The sequence below is a fragment of the Massilia niabensis genome, assembly GCF_042655085.1.
GTDB lineage: Bacteria > Pseudomonadota > Gammaproteobacteria > Burkholderiales > Burkholderiaceae_D > Telluria > Telluria niabensis.
On sequence record NZ_JBHSMU010000015.1, the window covers coordinates 939,849 to 958,220 of the forward strand.

16 protein-coding genes are annotated in these 18,372 nt (G+C 66.0%); 8 read left to right on the plus strand and 8 right to left on the minus strand.

The genetic code is table 11. The annotated features are described in order from the left end of the window. The first annotated feature begins 170 nt into the window (after positions 1 to 170). The 4 genes from ACFPN5_RS18650 (at position 171) to bamC (ending at position 3,592) form a co-directional block, all read left to right on the plus strand. Complete coding sequence (locus tag ACFPN5_RS18650) at positions 171 to 824, plus strand: site-2 protease family protein (protein ID WP_379785283.1); 654 nt, start codon at positions 171 to 173, stop codon at positions 822 to 824. Continuing rightward, a complete protein-coding gene (locus ACFPN5_RS18655) occupies positions 824 to 1,393 on the plus strand; it encodes a class I SAM-dependent methyltransferase (RefSeq protein WP_379785284.1) in 570 nt (189 codons plus the stop codon). Before ACFPN5_RS18650 ends, ACFPN5_RS18655 begins: the two co-directional genes overlap by 1 nt. A gap of 61 nt (positions 1,394 to 1,454) precedes the next feature. Continuing rightward, positions 1,455 to 2,351, plus strand: coding sequence for a 4-hydroxy-tetrahydrodipicolinate synthase (dapA, locus tag ACFPN5_RS18660; protein WP_379785285.1), 897 nt, complete (start codon positions 1,455 to 1,457; stop codon positions 2,349 to 2,351). 44 nt (positions 2,352 to 2,395) lie between these two features. After that, positions 2,396 to 3,592 (plus strand): outer membrane protein assembly factor BamC, encoded by a 1,197-nt coding sequence (gene bamC, locus ACFPN5_RS18665; RefSeq protein ID WP_379785286.1) that lies wholly within the window; start codon positions 2,396 to 2,398, stop codon positions 3,590 to 3,592. 137 nt (positions 3,593 to 3,729) lie between these two features. Here the strand turns inward: bamC and ACFPN5_RS18670 are convergent, their stop codons facing one another. From ACFPN5_RS18670 to ACFPN5_RS18680, 3 genes are all read right to left on the minus strand, one after another. Further along, positions 3,730 to 4,020, minus strand: coding sequence for a hypothetical protein (locus tag ACFPN5_RS18670; protein ID WP_379785287.1), 291 nt, complete (start codon positions 4,018 to 4,020; stop codon positions 3,730 to 3,732). 268 nt (positions 4,021 to 4,288) lie between these two features. Beyond that, complete coding sequence (locus ACFPN5_RS18675) at positions 4,289 to 4,771, minus strand: DUF7931 domain-containing protein (protein WP_379785288.1); 483 nt, start codon at positions 4,769 to 4,771, stop codon at positions 4,289 to 4,291. Positions 4,772 to 4,787: 16 nt separating this feature from the next. Beyond that, the gene (locus tag ACFPN5_RS18680; protein ID WP_379785289.1) at positions 4,788 to 5,909 is read right to left on the minus strand and encodes a JmjC domain-containing protein; all 1,122 of its coding nucleotides are present in this window, start codon (positions 5,907 to 5,909) and stop codon (positions 4,788 to 4,790) included. 79 nt (positions 5,910 to 5,988) lie between these two features. Between ACFPN5_RS18680 and ACFPN5_RS18685 the strand changes: the two genes are divergently transcribed. Beyond that, positions 5,989 to 6,534, plus strand: a complete 546-nt coding sequence (locus tag ACFPN5_RS18685) for an FKBP-type peptidyl-prolyl cis-trans isomerase (protein ID WP_379785290.1) — start codon at positions 5,989 to 5,991, stop codon at positions 6,532 to 6,534. A gap of 80 nt (positions 6,535 to 6,614) precedes the next feature. Here ACFPN5_RS18685 and ACFPN5_RS18690 read toward each other — a convergent pair whose 3' ends face one another. The 3 genes from ACFPN5_RS18690 to ACFPN5_RS18700 all read right to left on the minus strand — a co-directional run bounded on the left by ACFPN5_RS18690 (position 6,615) and on the right by ACFPN5_RS18700 (position 10,633). Next, positions 6,615 to 7,571 carry a hypothetical protein gene (locus ACFPN5_RS18690; protein WP_379785291.1) on the minus strand — a complete coding sequence of 319 codons (957 nt, stop codon included), beginning with the start codon at positions 7,569 to 7,571 and terminating at the stop codon, positions 6,615 to 6,617. Positions 7,572 to 7,579: 8 nt separating this feature from the next. Beyond that, the gene (mutS, locus tag ACFPN5_RS18695) at positions 7,580 to 10,243 is read right to left on the minus strand and encodes a DNA mismatch repair protein MutS (RefSeq protein WP_379785292.1); all 2,664 of its coding nucleotides are present in this window, start codon (positions 10,241 to 10,243) and stop codon (positions 7,580 to 7,582) included. Between the two features lie 159 nt (positions 10,244 to 10,402). Beyond that, positions 10,403 to 10,633, minus strand: a complete 231-nt coding sequence (locus tag ACFPN5_RS18700) for a hypothetical protein (RefSeq protein ID WP_379785293.1) — start codon at positions 10,631 to 10,633, stop codon at positions 10,403 to 10,405. A 246-nt stretch (positions 10,634 to 10,879) separates the two neighbouring features. Between ACFPN5_RS18700 and ACFPN5_RS18705 the strand changes: the two genes are divergently transcribed. The 3 genes from ACFPN5_RS18705 to ACFPN5_RS18715 all read left to right on the plus strand — a co-directional run bounded on the left by ACFPN5_RS18705 (position 10,880) and on the right by ACFPN5_RS18715 (position 15,124). Continuing rightward, on the plus strand, positions 10,880 to 11,260 hold the full coding sequence (locus ACFPN5_RS18705; RefSeq protein ID WP_379785294.1) for a response regulator: 381 nt from the start codon (positions 10,880 to 10,882) through the stop codon (positions 11,258 to 11,260). A 92-nt stretch (positions 11,261 to 11,352) separates the two neighbouring features. Next, positions 11,353 to 14,349, plus strand: coding sequence for an ATP-binding protein (locus ACFPN5_RS18710; protein ID WP_379785295.1), 2,997 nt, complete (start codon positions 11,353 to 11,355; stop codon positions 14,347 to 14,349). A gap of 139 nt (positions 14,350 to 14,488) precedes the next feature. Next, positions 14,489 to 15,124, plus strand: coding sequence for a PEP-CTERM sorting domain-containing protein (locus tag ACFPN5_RS18715; protein ID WP_379785296.1), 636 nt, complete (start codon positions 14,489 to 14,491; stop codon positions 15,122 to 15,124). Here the strand turns inward: ACFPN5_RS18715 and ACFPN5_RS18720 are convergent. Both ACFPN5_RS18720 and cphA read right to left on the minus strand, forming a co-directional pair. Beyond that, positions 15,121 to 15,747: a LysE family translocator gene (locus tag ACFPN5_RS18720; protein WP_379785297.1), complete on the minus strand. Its 627-nt coding sequence runs from the start codon at positions 15,745 to 15,747 to the stop codon at positions 15,121 to 15,123. The two genes, ACFPN5_RS18715 and ACFPN5_RS18720, sit on opposite strands and share 4 nt — an antisense overlap. 11 nt (positions 15,748 to 15,758) lie before the next feature. Further along, positions 15,759 to 18,341, minus strand: coding sequence for a cyanophycin synthetase (gene cphA, locus ACFPN5_RS18725; RefSeq protein ID WP_379785298.1), 2,583 nt, complete (start codon positions 18,339 to 18,341; stop codon positions 15,759 to 15,761). Positions 18,342 to 18,372 lie beyond the last annotated feature (31 nt).

The window sequence follows — 18,372 nt, forward strand, 5'->3', positions numbered from 1 at the left end:
ACCTACTGCGCGTCGGATTTTTGGCCTGCGAGGCTCGCTGTACAGCCGTACAGCTGCGCTTCTCGGCCAAAACTCCTTCCGCTCGCTACGGTTCCTCGAGCTTCCGGTAGGCTACGCCCACCTCCCACCTGCCGGGCCCTTGGGCCCGGCTCTGCTAGAATCGTTCCCCTATGGATGAAATCATTCGCAACATCGCAGTCTATGCGCTGCCCGTCCTTTTCGCGATCACCCTGCACGAAGCCGCCCACGCCTATGCCGCCCGTCATTTCGGCGACAACACGGCCTATGCGCAAGGGCGCATGACGCTCAATCCCCTGGTGCACGTGGACCTGTTCGGCACCATCATCATCCCGATCGCGCTGTATGCGATGAGCGGTTTCGTGTTCGGCTATGCCAAGCCGGTGCCGGTCCAGTTCGGCAACCTGCGCAACCCGAAGCGCGACATGGCATGGGTGGCGCTGGCAGGGCCGCTGGCGAACCTGGTGATGGCCGTGATGTGGGTGGTCTTCGCCGTGTTGCTCACCGCCCTGGACGTGAACGAGAAGTTCCCGCACGCGGTGGCGCAGGCGGGCCTGGTGACGAACCTGCTGATCTTCGCATTCAACCTGTTCCCGCTGCCGCCGCTCGACGGCGGGCGCGTGCTGACGAGCATGCTGCCGAACCGCCTCGCCTTCAAGTTCGCGAAGATCGAGCCCTACGGTTTCTTCGTCCTGCTCGCGCTGCTCTACTTCGGCGTGCTTTCCTTCTGGGTGCGGCCGATGATGTGGCTGGGCGCCCAGATGGTGGAGCTGGTCACCTTGCCATTCACCTTCCTGCTGACCTGATGCACGCGCCGGCCAGCTTCGCTTCACCTTGGGTGCGCCGCTTCGCACCCATTGTCCCGGCAGGGGAGGTGCTCGACCTTGCCTGCGGCAGCGGGCGCCATGCGCGCCTGTTTGCGCAGCTCGGGCACCCGGTGACGGCGGTCGACCGCGATCCGGATGCGCTGGCGGCAACGGCGGCTCCCGGCATCGTGACGCTGCAGGCGGACCTGGAAATCGACCGCGCGCCGTGGCCCTTCGAGGCCGGGCGGTTTGCCGGCATCGTGGTCACCAACTACCTGCACCGGCCGCTGCTGGCAGACCTGTGCGCCAGCCTGGCGCCGGGCGGCGTGCTGATCTACGAAACCTTTGCGCTCGGTAACGAAGCCTTCGGCAAACCGTCGAATCCGGCCTTCCTGCTGCGCCCCGGCGAGCTGCTGGACATGGCCGCGGCGGCCGGCTTGAAGGTGCTTGCTTACGAAGATGGTGTCGTCACCGATCCGAAGGCGGCGCGGGTGCAGCGCCTGTGCGCGGGCGGGCGCGGGTTCGCGCAAACCGAGGCGAAGCTCGACCATTTATCTGGTCGGGAATGAACCATATTGGCGGACGATCCGCTACAATCAGATTTTTCTTTTTCGGCACGTACCACTGATTATGATTAAGGGCAGCATTGTAGCAATCGTCACTCCCATGTTTGAAGACGGCAGTCTCGACCGGGATAGTCTGCGCAAACTGATCGACTGGCACGTTGCCGAAGGCACTGACGGCATCGTCATCGTCGGCACCACGGGCGAATCGGCGACGGTGAGCCCGGAAGAGCACGTCGAGCTGATCAAGCTGGCGGTGGACCACGCCGCCGGCCGCATCCCCGTGATCGCCGGCAGCGGCGGCAACTCGACCGTCGAAGCCATCGCGCTGACCCGCCACGCGAAGGAAGTCGGCGCCGACGCCTCGTTGCAGGTGGTTCCGTACTACAACCGTCCGACCCAGGAAGGCATGTACCGCCACTTCAAGGCGATTGCCGAAGCGGTCGACCTGCCGATCATCCTGTACAACGTGCCGGGCCGTACCGTTGCCGACATGAGCAACGAGACCATCGCGCGCCTGGCGCCGATCGAGAATATCGTGGGCGTGAAAGATGCGACCGGCAACATCGGCCGCGGCATCGAGCTGCTGAGCATGGTCGCCGATTCGGGTAACAAGTCATTCGCCGTCTATTCCGGCGACGACCCGACCGCGATGGCGCTGATGTTCTGCGGCGGCGCCGGCAATATTTCGGTTACCGCCAACGTCGCCCCGCGCGCCATGCACGAGCTGTGCGTGGCGGCCATGGCGGGCGACATTGCGCGCGCCGTCGAGATCAACAACGGCCTGCTGCAACTGCACGCCAAACTGTTCATCGAGCCGAACCCGGTGCCGGTCAAATGGGCACTGGCGGAAATGGGCAGGATGCCGGGCGGCCTGCGCCTGCCGCTGGCGCCCCTGTCGAACCCGTTCCACGACACCGTTCGCGCCGCGCTGCGCGAAGCCGGCCTCGTCCCGCAATCCTGAGTCCCGCAAGGGTGTTGGTTTTCCAGATCTGAAATCGCAACGATATGACTAAAAGCAACAAAACGACTTTCCCGCTTGCAGACGTTTCCACACCTGCCGCGCGCGTCCTGGCTTTAAGCGCGCTGGCGCTGAGCCTGACTGCCTGCACCACCATCTTCGAATCCGACAAGGTTGATTACAAGGGATCCAAGAAAGCAGCTCCGCTCGAAGTGCCGCCGGACCTGACCCAGCTCCAGAAGGACAACCGTTATGCTGCGCCCGAAGGCCGCGGCGTGGCCACCGCTTCCGGCATGCAGGCGGGCGCTGGCACTGCGGCAGCAGGCGCGGGCGCAGTAGCAGGTTCAACCGATGTTGCGGCGTCGGCGGCCCCGATCGGCCCGGTCGCGACCGACGCCGTGCGCGTCGAGCGTTCCGGCGACCAGCGCTGGGTCGTGGTCAAGCAGGCTCCCGAGCAGCTGTGGCCGCAAGTGCGCCAGTTCTGGCTGGACGCCGGCTTCACGCTGGCAAGCGAGTCGAGCACGACCGGCATCATGGAAACCGAGTGGGCCGAGAACCGTTCGAAGATCCCGCAGGACATGCTGCGCCGCACCCTGGGCCGCGTGTTCGACCGCGCCTACTCGACCGGCGAGCGCGACAAGTACCGCACCCGCCTCGAGCGCCTGCCTGACGGCTCGACCGAGATCTACATCAGCCACCGCGGCGCCGAAGAAGTGCTGACCGGCGCGCAAAAGGAAACCACCGTCTGGACCGTGCGTCCGAACGACCCGATGCTGGAAGCCCAGTTCCTGGGCCGCCTGGTGGCGCGCCTGACCGGCGCCACCGAGCCGACCGCGGTGAAAGCCGCCGAGGCGACGGTCGCCAACGCCGTCGTGGCGCCACAGCACGCCAAGCTGCTGGGCGACCGCGTGGAAGTGGACGAAGGTTTCGACCGCGCATGGCGCCGCGTCGGCCTCGCGCTCGACCGCGTCGGCTTCACCGTCGAAGACCGCGACCGCGTGCAGGGCATCTACTTCGTGCGCTACGTCGATCCTGACGGCACCAACAAGGAAGGCTTCATCAAGCGCCTGTTCAGCTTCGGCGACTCGGAAAAGGCCAAGGAAGCCCAGCGCTACCGCGTGCTGGTGAAGGCCGAGCCGAACGCCAGCGTCAGCTCCGTGACCGTCCAGGACAGCACCGGCAAGCCGGATACGTCGCCGACCGCGGTGAAGATCCTGTCGCTGCTGAATGACGAGCTGAAGTAATTCAGCAGGTGGAATCAAAAAACCGGCCCCGGCCGGTTTTTTTACGTCCGTCGTTTTGGATTCGAACCCATGCTCCAAACGTACGGACGAAAAAAAACCGGCCCGCAGGCCGGTCTTCCGAATCAGGCAGAACCTGATTACTTCTTGGCAGCGTCAGCAGCGACGTCAGCAGCGGTCGAAGCGGCCGAAGCAGCATCAGCAGCAGCAGCCGAAGCGGTAGCAGCAGCAGCAGCAGCGTCAGCAGCTGGGGTGGTTGCGGTTGCGTCAGCAGCTGGAGCGACAACGGTGGTGTCGGTGGTGGTGGTGGTCGTTGCAGCAGGTGCTTCGGTAGCAGCTGGGGTGGTGGTCGTGGTGACTTCAGCTTCTTTTTTCGAGCAAGCAGCCAGAGCAACAGCCATCAGGGAGACGATCAGCAGGGATTTTTTCATGGTTTTTTCCTTAATTAAGTAAGTGCTTGTTGCGATGAATAATTACCGGTAATTATCGCTCGTTGGAATTCTCGTGTGGCTTTCATACTGGTAACAGTGCTTGATAGACAACGGAACCTTCCTAACCCGATATTATAGCCAAATTTACCTAATCGCAATAGAAAACACATGCCAGAATGGAAGTATTTTGTGACTTGATAAGCTTCATTTTGTTACAAGATGCAACCGGCGCCTAAAAATGCTGCAACCTATTGAAATATCTACAAAATTATAGCCCGGTGGCAGTGGATTGCAAGGACGGTTTTGACTCTTCCCACAAGGCAGCAAAGCGCTGGGCAGGCAGTTCAACAACAGTCGGGGCCTCGAAGGCCGCTTCGCCGCGCATGTGGTCGCTGTGAAAGCGCCGTACGACGTGCACCTCGTCGGCCAGGGTGAACGAATCGGGCAGGTGGCGCAGCGACTTCGGCGTCTGGCGGCACTGCGCCAGGTGGCCGTAATCGCGCAGCACCCGCAGAAAGCGCGGGTAGTGGCGTTCGATGTGGGCCGGGTCGTGCAGGGCCAGGCGCAGCACGCCGCCGCCACGCAAGAAGGTACGCAGCAGCGCCTCGACGTCGACAGCCCCGAGCGGGAAGCTGGCGAAGTCGGGATCGAACAGGTCGAGCCGCCTGTGCGCCCGCGCCAGCAGCACGCGCCACTGCGCCTCGAGCTCGCGCCGCGTGTCAAAGTGGACGATTGCTGGCTCGCTGTTCATCTCGCCTCAGGCCAGCTCAGACGAGTTCAACCCAGCCGTCCGCATACCAGGTGTAGAGTGCGTCGAGCACGTCGTCGGATGCCTTGGCCAGCGTCGCACCATCGATGCGCCGCTCGTTGGCCAGCACGTCGAGCACCACCTTATCGGCGCGGCCGACGGCAAACGACTCGCCATTGATGAACACGTGCTTGCCGCGGTACAGCATCAGCGTCTTCGGCGACAGCTTCAGGCCGCGCCTGGCGGCCGCCTCCATGAAGCGCCCGACCGTCAGGGGCTTGGCCGGGGGCGTGAAGAACACGTTGTGCTTCGGCTCGGACATGTACTCGCCGAAGAAGATGGTGACGTCTTCCTCATCGAAGCGCACCTTGTTCAGTTCTTCGGTGATGTTCGCCAGCATCTCGCGCGGGATCTCGGCCGGGTTCTTCGCCGGCTGCAGCTCGGGGTCGGCGTAGCGGCCGGGCAGGTCGATCGAGTCGGCCATGAACTGCAGGAAGGCTTCGCCGAGTTCCTGGAACGAGGGCGAACGGAAACCGATCGAATAGGTCATGCATTCGCCCTCGGCCACGCCGTCGTGCGCGTACTGCGGCGGCAGGTAGAGCATGTCGCCCGGTTCCAGCACGAACTCTTCTTCGGCCTCGAAGTTCGACAGGATCTTCAGCGGCAGGCCCTCGACCAGCGACAGGTCTTGCTGGGCGCTGATTTTCCAGCGCCGCTTGCCCTGCGCCTGCAGCAGGAACACGTCGTAGGAATCGAAGTGGGGGCCGACGCCGCCGCCATCGGTGGCGTAGCTGACCATCAGGTCGTCCAGGCGCGCATCGGGAATGAAACGGAATTCGCGCAAGAGGGCCTCGGCGCGCTCATCGAGCAGGTTCACGCCTTGCACCAGCAAGGTCCACTCGCGCTGGGTGCGCGGCGGCAGTTCGGTGAGCGGGCCATGCTGCATGTTCCACTCGCCGTCGACATGCGTCACCAGGCGCGACTCGACATGGTTCTGGGCGGCCGCCTCGAGCAGCTTGTCGAGCTTGAGCAGCGGCTTGAAGCCGGGGATCGCGCCCTTGATCAGGAGCGGCTTTTTGTGCCAGTAGTCGCGCAGGAACTGGGCGGGAGTAATATTCCCCAGGAGCTGTAATTTTTTCATGCGTCATTATAACGGGCGCCACTCCAGGCGGCAGCGGGGCAGAGGTTATAATCGGCCTATTACAACGAAAGGAAATGTGATGAAGATTGCCCAGAATACGGTCGTGACGGTGAACTACAAACTGTCGGATGCGCAGAACAACCTGATCGAAGAAGGCGTGCAGCCGATGGTCTACCTGCACGGTGGTTACGAGAACACCCTGCCGAAGATCGAAGAAGAACTCGACGGCAAGGAAGCCGGCTATTCGACGACCCTGCAGGTCGAGCCGGAAGACGCGTTCGGCGACTACGACGCCGAGCTGGTCAAGGTCGAAGAGCGCAACCGCCTGCCGGAGCCGCTCGAAGTGGGCATGCAGTTCGAAGGCATGGCCGACGGCGCGCCGGACGACGAGCCGACCATCTTCACCGTCACCGAAATCGCCGACGACAAGGTTGTGCTGGACGGTAACCACCCGCTGGCCGGCATGGCGCTGCGCTTCGAGCTGAATGTCATCGACGTGCGCGAAGCGACTGCCGAAGAAATCGCCCACGGCCACGTGCACGGCGCCCACGGTCACCACCACGGTGAAGACGAAGGCGACGACAGCGAAGCAGGCGACCATTTCCGTAGCCAGCCGCTGCATTAATTGGTTTGATTACCGGGGGTGGGGCTGGCTTGATGCCGGCATCACGCTCCCGGTTTGCATTTGCGTGCCCGCGCGGCATGCTACTCCCCCGCATCCTTCAGGGTAAACAAGGCCTTCGCCCCCGGCGTCACCTTCACCTCGACCGCCTCGCCGCCCACCGACACGTGGCCGACATTGCCGCGCCACTCGATCGCCGGCTGCCCCTTCTTCGGCAGGGCCGCACTGTCCACCAGCAGCACCTTGCCCTTGAATCGCTGCGCCAGCGCCTGCACCTGCTTGCGCATCGACGAGAAGCCGTCTTGGGTAGCCGGCGTGCGGCGCAGCAGGCCGCGAAAACCGGTCGGTTCGGCCAGCAGCGGCTTGAGGTCGCCTTCCGAGAACAGTACGATCGCGTCGGCCTTGTCACGCCGCGCCAGCGTGAACAGGCGGTTGAGCCAGAAGCGGTTCGCCACCAGCCGGTCTTCGTATTCGCTGTTGCGCCCGGCCGCAGCCAGGTAGTGGTTGTTATTTGCCGGCATGTTCACCGTGGCGTACAGCACCTTGTCCACGCTCCAGTGCGCGTTTTCGGCATAGCTGCGAAAACGCGGGCTCATCGACAACCGCGTGAGCGGCAGCTTCTTCACCCCGAGCGAACTCGGCTCGCCATGGAACAGTTCGCGCATCCGGTTCAGGCGCTCGACGGCATTCGTGCGCCCGGCCGTATTGCGGCACTCGGTCCAGTCACTGCCGGCAGGCAGGACGATGACCGGCCGCCTGACCTTGTCGACCAGGTCGCGCCGTTCCTGGTAGAGCTTGTCGCCGCAGGGTTCGGTCGAGGCCTTGATGCCGGTGACGACCACGAAGGCGATCGACTTGTCGGCCGTCTCCGCCAGCGCTTCCTTGAAGCGCTCGTCGCCCGGCGCGGCGAAGCTGTGGCCGATGACGCCGAAGCGGTGATCGTTGCTGTCGCCGGGGTTGCGTGTGCCGTCGCGGGCCGCGGACAGGGCCGGGGCCAGGCAGATCGCCAACAGAAGGGCGGCGGCGGGGTATACACGCATCAGTCGCATCAGGCGGCGAGACGCTTGAGTTCGTACAACTGCTGGAGCGCTTCGCGCGGCGTCAACGCATCCGGGTCGATGCTGGCCAGGGCGTCGAGCAGCTCGGACGATACCGCGGGCGCAGCCTGGGCCGGCTGCGCTTCCATCTCTGCTTCCTCGCACGGCAGCGCGAACAGGTCGAGCTGCGGCGTCGTTCCCACCGCCTGCGACTCCAGCCGCGCGAGATGCTTGCGCGCGGCCTTGATCACCGTGGGCGGCACGCCCGCCAGCTGCGCCACCTGCAGGCCATAGCTCTGTGAGGCCGGCCCGTCCTGCACCGCGTGCAGGAACACGATCGTGTCCTTGTGCTCGACCGCCGACAGGTGCACGTTGGCCGCGCTCGGGTGGGTCTCGGGCAGCTGGGTCAGCTCGAAATAGTGGGTCGCGAACAGGGTGAAGCTGCGGCTGTTGTCGATCAGGTGGCGCGCGATCGCCCAGGCCAGCGCCAGGCCGTCGAAGGTGGAGGTGCCGCGGCCGACTTCGTCCATCAGCACCAGCGAATGCTCGGTGGCGCCGTTCAGGATCGCAGCCGATTCGGTCATCTCGACCATGAAGGTCGAGCGTCCGCCAGCCAGGTCGTCGTTCGCCCCGATACGGGTATAGATGCGGTCGATCGGGCCGATGGTGGCGCTGCTTGCCGGCACATAGCTGCCGACATACGCCAGCAGCACGATGAGCGCGGTCTGGCGCATGAAGGTCGATTTACCGCCCATGTTCGGGCCGGTGATGAGCAGCAGGCGCCGCTCGTTGGACAGCTTGCAGTCGTTCGCGATGAAGCGCTCGATCTGCTTTTCCACCACCGGGTGGCGGCCTTCAACGATGGTGAGGCAGGGCGCATCGACCAGTTGCGGGGCGCACCAGTTATTCGCCGAAGCATGGCTGGTGAGGGCCACCAGGGTGTCGATCTGTGCGATGCCCGAGGCGACGCGCTGCAGGTCGCCGATGTGCCGCGCGAGGCAGGCCAGCAATTCCTCGTACAGCGCCTTTTCGCGCACCAGGGCCTTGTCCTGGGCCGACAGGGCCTTGTCCTCGAAAGCCTTGAGTTCCGGCGTGATGTAGCGCTCGGCGTTCTTCAACGTCTGGCGGCGGCGGTAGTCGTCGGGCACCTTGTCGGTCTGGCCATGGGTGACTTCGATATAAAAGCCGTGCACCTTGTTGTACTCGACACGCAGGTTGGCAATGCCGGTGCGGGCGCGCTCGCGCGTCTCCAGGTCGACCAGGAACTGGCCCGCGTTTTCCGACAGCGCACGCAACTCATCGAGTTCGGCATCGAAACCCCGTGCGAACACGCCACCGTCGCGCACCATCGCGCTGGGCTCCTCGGCCACGGCGCGCGTGAGCAAGTCGAGGCAAGGCACTGGCGTATCAATCGCGTCGTGCAGCGCGCGCAGCAGGCAGGAGTCGCCCGGGATGAAGCAGCGCGCCACCTGCTGGCGTAGCGCCGGTAGTTGCTTCAAGCCGTCGCGCAGGCAGGCCAGGTCGCGCGGGCGCGCCGAGGACAGGGCGATGCGCGTGGTGATGCGCTCGATGTCGGGCACCTGGGCCAGGGTGCTGGACAAGCCAGGTGCCGCATCGCCCTGGGCCAGCGCTTCGATCGCCTCGTGGCGCGAGCGCGCAACCGACTGGTCGCGCTTCGCATGGTGCAGCCAGTGGCGCAGCAGGCGCGAACCCATCGCCGTGCGGCAGCTGTCCAGCAGGGAAAACAGCGTTGGCGACTCCTGGCCGCGGATGGTTTCGGTCAGCTCCAGGTTGCGGCGGGTGGCCGCGTCCAGGCCGATGAATTCGTTCTCGCTTTCGACCGCCAGGCTGTTGACGTGCTGCAGGCCGCGCCCTTGCGTTGCCTGCGCATAGCGCAGGAGCGCGCCGGCCGCGCCAAAGGCGGCGCCCAGGCCATCGGCGCCAAAGCCGGTGAGGGTGGCGACGTTCAACTGCTCGAGCAGGGCGCGATGGCCCTTGACCACGTCGAAATGCCAGTCGGGCACGCGCTGGGTATGCGCAAAGGGATTCTCTTCGAACATGTCGCCATCATCGGCGCGCAGGATCTCGGCCGGCGCGATGCGCTCGAGTTCCTGCGCCAGGCGCGCCGCGCTTGCGACGGCGTCGCCGGAGAACTCCATCAGGCGCAGGTTGCCGCTGGCGAGCGACAGCCAGGCCAGGCCCGTGGTGACGGTCTTGCGGTTGGCGAGCATGCACACGGCCAGCAGCGAGCGCTCGGCCTTTTCGGGCAGCAGGTCGGAATCCGTCAGCGTGCCCGGCGTGACCACGCGCACCACCTTGCGCTCGACCGGTCCCTTGGACAGCGCCGGGTCGCCGATCTGCTCGCAGATCGCGCACGATTCGCCGAGCTTGACGAGCTTGCCGAGGTAGCCGTCGAGCGAATGGAAAGGCACGCCGCACATCTTGATCGGGTTGCCGTTCGAGGCGCCGCGCGCGGTCAGCGTGATGCCGAGGATGCGCGCGGCCTTTTCGGCGTCTTCATGGAACAGCTCGTAGAAGTCGCCCATGCGGTAGAACACCAGCATGGTCGGGTAGTCGGCCTTGATGCGCAGGTATTGCTGCATCATTGGGGTGACTTTTTCGGATACGCTGCTCTTGGCTGCGGCGGCGTTGATTTCGGTGGGGACGGTGGTCATTTCTGTCGTGTTCGCTAAGGCAGGGCAGTTGCCGAGCCAGGACCGACATTTTAACCCTATCGGCTGGGCTGGGGCTGACGGAGTGGCACACATTGGCGGCGCGGGGTGCGCCGCCACGGGATGCGCTCTTGCGAACAATCGTGCGAACGGCAATGCGCTTCAGCGCGGCTTCAGCCAGTCGAGACCCATGTCATCGGGCTCGTCGTCCGGCTCGGTATCCCGGGTCCTGGCCCCCGAAAGAATGCGCAGGATGATTTTTTCCGGAACAGCGACCTCCTCGAGGTAATCCCGCGCCAGCTCGGCACCGTGGGCCTTCTTGAGCCCGAGTCCGACATCGATCAGGTGTTCGCGATGGAGGTCGTTGCGGCGTTCCAATTGAATGTGGGTCATGGACGATCTCCTGGTAGAAGGTTCAAAAATACACTACAAGACGCGGCGCGGTGCCGGTTTTTCCGCCTGTCGTGCCCCTGGCGCAGCGTTCCTGTTGCTCCTATTGTATAGATGAGATGGGTGCCGACGCACACGCTTCGTCATGGCCGGCCGCTGGTGGCGTGGAAAAACTTCCTCCAGGCACGGCACGAAAATAAACCAGCGGTGAGGTCTTGATTTATCGGGATGCGGCATAACCCCAGTAGTATGCAAATTCAGCGAAAAACCATTCTCGTCATCCATCCATCGGCAAAAGATCCGGCGGAAATCCGTCGTTTGCTGGCGAACCTGGGCCATACCGCCGTGACCGTCGCGCAGGAAAAGGCCGCGCTGAACCTGTTGGGAACGGTGCGCTTCGATGTCATTTTCACAGGCTTGTCCGGCAGCGATGACGGCGCGGCCCGGCACTTCATCCGGCAATTGCGCAGCGTCGCGCCGGGAAGCGCCCTCGTGGGCATCAACGCAGGCGGGGCGGGCGCCGCCAACGAACCCTGGCATGCCGAGTGCGATGCGACCATCGCCGAACCCTGGTCACCGTCCCGGGTCCAGTGGGTGCTGGATTTCGATCTCCGTTATTTTGGCAGCTGAGTAGTCGCCCGGCCGATCGCACAAGACGTTGCCGAAGATGCTATCGTTTGGCCTGCGGAATCCTTTACGCAAGTCATCATCCCAGGCCACCCATGTTCGACGTTCCCGCTCCCTCCAGTCCCGCCTCCAGCCTTGCCTTCGCGTCCGGTGGCGGCCAGATGGGAGCCTTGCTGCGTGAAACGGCGTGGTCCGGGACCGGCCTCGGACCGATGGACGCGTGGCCGCCGGCCTTGCGCGTCGCGGTCGGCATCATGCTCGGGATGGGGCAGCCGGGCTTCGTGGCCTGGGGGCCGGACCTGCACCTGCTGTTCAACGACGCCTACCGCGCCATGCTCGGCGCGCGCGGCAGCGATCCGGCGCGCCTCCTGGGCCAGCCCTTCCGCGCGGTCTGGCCCGAGATCTGGGACATCGTCGGGCCGATGTTCGAAGGCGCCCTGCGCGGCGAGCCAAGCTGGGCCGACGATCATCCGTTCATCGTGCACCACAATGGCTGTCCCGAGCAGATCCATGTGCGCTTTTCGGCGACGCCGTTGCGCGACGAGACGGGCGTTATCGTCGGCGTGTTTTGCACCTGCGCCGATACCACTGACACGGTCAGGTCGCAACGCGAACGCGATGCCGCCCTGGCCGAACTGGCGGCCAGCAAGGAAACGCTCGAGATTGCGGCCGACGCCGCCGAGTTCGGCCTGTTCGAGCACGACGTGAAAAGGGACGTGGCCAGCTGGAGCCCAACCGCCCGGGCCCACTTCGGCCTGACTCCTGACGCGCCGGTTGACGCCGGCACGCTCGGCCGGGCCGTGCATCCGGAGGACCGCGAACGCGTGCAGGGCGAGCTCGCGGCCATGCTGGCCGCGCCGCCCGCGGACGGCCGTTACCGCGGCGAGTACCGGGCGGTCGGGCCGGAGGACGGTGCCGTGCGCTGGATCGGGGTACGCGGCCGCCTGTTCTTCGATGCGGACGGCAAGCCGCAGCGCATGGTCGGCGCCACGCTCGACATCACGCAGCGCAAGGAAGCCGAGGCGCAGGCCCAGCTTGCCGCGCGCGAGGCGCTGGCGGCGGCCGAAGCGAATGCCAAGTTCCGCGCCTTTTTCGACCAGGCCACGAATTTCGCCGCGCTGATGACCGTCGATGGTGTCGTCGTCGAGGTCAACCGCGTGTCGCTGGACGCGGCGGGCGTCGTGCGCGAGGACGTGCGCGGCCGGCCGTTCTGGAACTGCGGCTGGTGGAGCCCCTCGCACACGCTGGCCGGCGAGGTGCGCGCGCTGCTGCTGACGGCCGCCGGCGGCGAGACCGTGCGGCGCGCGCTGCCGTACTTCGTCGCCGCCGGCGGCGAGCGCCGCACCAACATCATGTTCGCCCCGGTGCGCGGCGATGACGGGCGCATCCTGTTCGTGGCCGCGACCGGGGTCGACGTGACCGAACAGCACCACGCCGGCGAGCGCCTGCGCCTGCTGGACGCGATCGGCGAAGCGACCCGCATCGCGGCCGATCCCAAGGCGATCATGGAAGAGGCAACGCGCCTGCTCGGCGAGCACCTGGGCGTGACGCGCGTGGCCTACGCCGACCTGGAACCCGACAACGACCGCTTCACGATCCGCCACGACTGGCACGTCCCCGGGGCGATGAGCACCGCCGGCGTGTATTCGCTCGACCTGTTCGGCTCGCGCGCCACCTCGAACCTGCGCGTCGGCCGCAACCTGGTGGTGGGCGACGTCGACCGCGAGCTGGCCCCCGAGGACGGGGCGGGGATGTTCAACGCCATCGGCATCAAGGCCATCGTGTGCTGCCCGCTGGTCAAAGGCGGCAAGCTGGTGGCGATGATGGCGGTGCACCAGAGCGGCCCGCGCGCCTGGACCGGGGAGGAGGTGGCCCTGATCGAAGCGGTGGTCGAGCGCTGCTGGGCCCACATCGAACGGGTGCGGGGAGCCGCGGCGCTGGTCGAGGCCGACCGCCGCAAGTCCGAATTCCTGGCTACGCTGGCTCACGAGCTGCGCAACCCGCTGGCGCCGATCCGCAACGGCCTCGAGATCCTGCGCCTGTCGCATACTAAACCGGAACTGCAGGCCAGCGTGCGCGCGATGATGGAGCGCCAGCTTGGCCACATGGTCCACCTGATCAACGATTTGCTCGACATCGCACGCGTTTCCAGCGGCAAGGTGGTGCTCAGGATCGAGCGCGTCGCCCTGCAGGCGGTGGTCGGCAGCGCGGTGGAAACCAGCCTGCCGCTGCTCGAGGCGGCCGGCCATACCCTGGCGGTAGAGTGGCCCAATGCGATGCCGGAGGCGCCGCTGCTGCTCGACATCGACGCCGTGCGCATCAGCCAGGTGCTGAGCAACCTGCTCTCGAACGCGGCCAAGTACACGCCGCAGGGCGGGCGGATCGACATCAAAGTGCGGGGATCTGGCAGCGAAGTCGCGATCGCGGTAAGCGACACGGGGATCGGCATCGCGGCCGACTCGCTGCCGATGCTGTTCGAGATGTTCACCCAGGTCGCGCGCAGCATCGACCGCTCCAAGGGAGGCCTCGGGATCGGGCTGGCGCTGGTGCGTCACCTGGTGCAGCTGCATGGCGGCAGCGTGAGTGCCGCCAGCCCAGGTCCCGGGCAGGGCAGCACCTTTACGGTGCGCCTGCCGCTTGGCGAAGCGCAGGAACCGGTGCAGGCCAATGTGCCGGCGGACTTGCAATCGGGTGTGGCGCGCAGCGCCGGCACCCTGCCGTCCCGGCGCCTGCGCGTGCTGGTGGCCGACGACAACGTCGATGCCGCCGACACGCTGCGTGCCTTGCTGGAGTTGTCGGGCCACCTTACGCGCGTGGCCCACGACGGCGAGGAAGCGGTTCGGCTCGCCGCGCAGTTTCTTCCGCACATCGCCTTCCTCGACATCGGCATGCCGCGCCTGGATGGTTATGGCGCCGCCCGTGCGATCCGGGCGCTCCCCGGCCTGGAAGCGGTGCCGCTCGTGGCGCTAACCGGCTGGGGCGCGCAGGACGACCGGCGCCGCTCGCGCGAGGCCGGCTTCGACGAGCACCTGCTCAAGCCGGCAGTGCCGGAAGAGGTGGCGGCGCTGCTGGAGCGCGTGGCGCGCTGTTGAGGCGCGCACGCCGTGTCGACGGTTCTTACACCTGCCTCATCCCGCCTGCATACGCGGCAGTAAGCCCCTGATTTTGCAGAAGATTTGCTGCATGGCGCAAAACTTGCTTAATTGCACATATCACTAACAAGGAGGACAAATGAGCCACGCTGCACGCCGTCTTGCTGCCGCAATCTTTACCTTCCTGATTTCCGCCGGCGCCTGCGCTGCGGTGGTCGCCACCAACACGGAGTATGGCAATATCGACGGCCGCGAGGCAACGCGCGCCTTGAACGTCACCACCCGCGGCACGGTGACTGACCTGAACATCACGGTCGAATTCTCGAAATGCGACGATCCGCCGATCGGCCCGACCGGCACTCGTTGCCTGGGCACCGGCTCGCCGTTCGAAAACGAATTCAGCCTGCGGCTGATCGGGCCGAACGGCGAGAGCGTCGAACTGGTGGATGCCTTCTCGACCTACACGGCAGGCGCGCCGAACTCCGGCGCTGGCCGCGTCAGCGTGACCTTCGACGACGAAGCGGCCAGCGCCGCCGGCCCGCGCGTACGCGAAGGCAGCTTCCGTCCGGCCCGGGCGCTGTCGGCCTTCGACGGCATGGACATGTTCGGCAGCTGGACGCTCTACCTGCGCGACTTCGGCCGCGGCGACCCGCTCGAATTCTTCTCGGCGCAGCTGGATATGGCCTTCGAGCCAGCGCCAGTGCCGGAGCCGGCCACGCTGGCGATGCTGGGCCTGGGATTGCTGGGGCTCGGCGCGGTGCGCCGGAAGAACTAGCGCGAGACGATCAGCTTCACGCCCAGGGCAATGAACACGCCTCCCGCCAGCCGGTCGAGCCATTTACCGGCGTCCGGCTTGCGTTCGAGCCAGCCGCCGACCGCGCCGGCGAAATAACCGAGCAGCCCGAACAGGATCGCCGCCTGCACCGTGAAGGTCACGCCCAGCGCCAGCATCTGCGCCGGGACGTCGCCGTTGGCGGGAATCACGAACTGCGGCAGCAGCGACAGGAAAAACAGCACCACCTTCGGGTTGATGGCGTTCGCCAGCAAGCCCTTCATGAACAGGCTGCGCAGCGGCTGGGGCGGCGCTGCCGCGCCAGCCGCGGACTGTCCACCGGTACTACGCAGCGCGTTATATCCCAGCCAGACCAGGTACAAGCCCCCGCCCACGCGCAGCGCCGTGAACGCCACCGGCGAGGCGGCAATCACTGCACTCACGCCGATCACCGCCAGCAGCGTGTGGCTCAGGCAGCCCAGCGCGCAGCCCAGGCCGAACACCATGCCTTGCCTGCGGCCTTTCGACATGCCCAGGCCCAGCACCATCAGGTTGTCGGGACCGGGGGAGGCGGTGAGCAGGATGGCGGCCAGCAGGAAGCCAAGGAATTGTTCGGGTGCGAGCATGGGGTTTTATATCAAGCCTCGGCGACCCTTTTGGCAATATGCGCCAGCGACTCATCCACCTGGTCAATCAGGATCAGGCACAAGTCCCCCTCGTTCAAACGCTCGAGCGCGCGGTCGATCGCGATGAACTCGCCGTTGATCTCCTCGACATGGCTGGTGCGCGTGGCGCCGCTGAGGCCCTGGCGCAGCAGGGCGACCACTTCGCCGTCCGGCCGGCCGCGCTGGCACTGGTCCTGGTACAGCAGCACGTCGTCAAACGCCGCGCCGAGGATTTCGGTCTGCTGGGTGATGTCCTGGTCGCGGCGGTCGCCCGCGCCGCTGATCACCACCGAGCGCCGTTTGGCCGGCATGTTCTCGACCGCCGACACCAGCGCCGCGATCGCGTCCGGATTGTGGCCGTAGTCGGCAATCAGGGTCGCGCCCCGGTAATCGAAGACGTTGAAGCGTCCCGGTGCATTGTCGCTTTCGCCGACAAAGGTTTTCAGGCCGAGGCGGATCTTGTCCCAGTCCAGGCCCACGGCCCATGCGGCCCCCACCGAGGCCATCACGTTCTCGACCTGGAAGCCGACGACGCCGCCGCGCGTGATCGGCACTTCCTGCAACGTGATGCGGGTTTCGTTCTTGCCCTGGGCGCAGACGAGCCAGCCGTTGTCGACGTACACCACACGGCGGCCCTGGGCGCGGTGCATGGCCATCAGGGGATGGCCGCCGTCCTGGGCAAAGTAGGTCACGTCGCCTTTCGTGTTTTCCGCCATGGCGGCCACCACCGGATCGGCCGCGTTCAGCACGGCCATGCCGCCTTCGACCACGTTCTGCACGATCACGCGCTTCAGGACCGCGAGGTCTTCCAGCGTGGTGATGTAGTTCAGGCCAAGGTGGTCGCCGGCGCCGATGTTGGTCACCACCGCCACCTGGCAGCGGTCAAAAGCCAGGCCTTCGCGCAGCAGGCCGCCGCGCGCGGTCTCGAATACGGCCGCGTCGACGTCCGGGTGCAGCAGCACGTTGCGCGCGCTGCGCGGGCCGCTGCAGTCGCCACTGTCGATGCGGCGCCCTTCGATGTACACGCCATCGGTATTGGTCATGCCGGTGCGCAGGCCGGAGGCGGTCAACAGGTGCGCGATCAGGCGCACGGTCGTGGTCTTGCCGTTCGTGCCGGTGACGGCAACGACCGGGATGCGGCCGTCGTCGCCCTCCTTGAACATCATGTCGACAATTGCGCCGCCGATGTCGCGGCCCTTGCCGAACGATGGGGACAAGTGCATGCGCAGGCCCGGCGCGGCGTTCACTTCGACGATGCCGCCGCCTTGCTGCTCGATTGGTTTCAGGACGCTGTCGCACATCAGGTCGACGCCGCAGATGTCGAGGCCTACCATGTGCGCGGCGGCGATCGCGCGCGCTGCCACTTCCGGATGCACGTCGTCGGTCACGTCGGTGGCCGTGCCGCCGGTGGAGAGATTGGCGTTGTTGCGCAGGATGACGCGGCGGCCCTTTTCCGGCACGGAATCGGCCTGCAGGCCCTGTTTCGCCAGGCTGCCGAGGGCGATGTCGTCGAAGCGGATCTTGGTGAGCGAGGTCGAGTGGCCGTTGCCGCGGCGCGGGTCGAGGTTGACCTGGTCGACCAGCTCGCGCACGGTGTGCACGCCGTCGCCGACCACGTTCGGCGGATCGCGGCGCGCGGCGGCGACCAGCTTGTCGCCAATGACCAGCAGGCGGTAATCGTGGCCCGGCAGGTAGCGCTCGACCAGGATGTCGTCGCGGAATTCGCTGGCGGAGTGGAAGGCGGCGGTGATCTGCTCCTCCGTCGTGATGTTGACCGTCACGCCCTTGCCCTGGTTGCCGTCCTTCGGCTTGACCACGACCGGCAGGCCGATTTCCTGGGCGGCGGCCCAGGCGTCATCCGGGTCGATCGCGACCCGCCCGAGCGGCACCGGCACGCCGGCGGCATCCAGCAGGCGCTTGGTCAGTTCCTTGTCCTGGGCGATGGTCTCGGCAATCGCGCCGGTGGCGTCGATCTCGGCGGCCTGGATGCGGCGCTGCTTGCTGCCCCAGCCGAACATGACCAGGCTGCCTTCGGTCAGGCGGCGGAAGGGGATGTTGCGTTCGATGGCGGCCTGCACGATCGAACCGGTCGAGGGGCCGAGGCGTACGTCTTCGTCGAGGTCGCGCAGCTGGGTGAGGGCTGCCTGCAGGTCGAAGGGCGCATCGTTCCGGGCGGCGTCGATCAGCTGCTGCGACAGGTCCAGCGCCAGGCGGCCGACGTCTTCTTCCGAATACTCGACGACGACCTGGTAGATGCCCGGTTCGACGGTAGCCGTGGTGCGCGAGAAGGTGACCGGGCAGCCGGCTTCGGCCTGCAGGGCCAGCGCCACGATTTCGAGCACTTCGGCCAGCGGCACGGGGTCGAGCGCGTCTTCTTCGTGGCCGAGCGGCTGCAACTGGCCGAGCTGCGGAAAGCGCGAGCGCAGGCGCGTCTCGAAGCCGGGCAGGGCGGCGATCGATTCTTCCTCCGGGAGGCAGGCGACGATCGCCTCGACCGAGGTGTGGTGGCTCCAGAGGTTAGGGCCGCGCAGGGCCCGTACGCGAGATACTTCCATAAAGCTGTATTCCTTTGTCGTCATCCCGGTG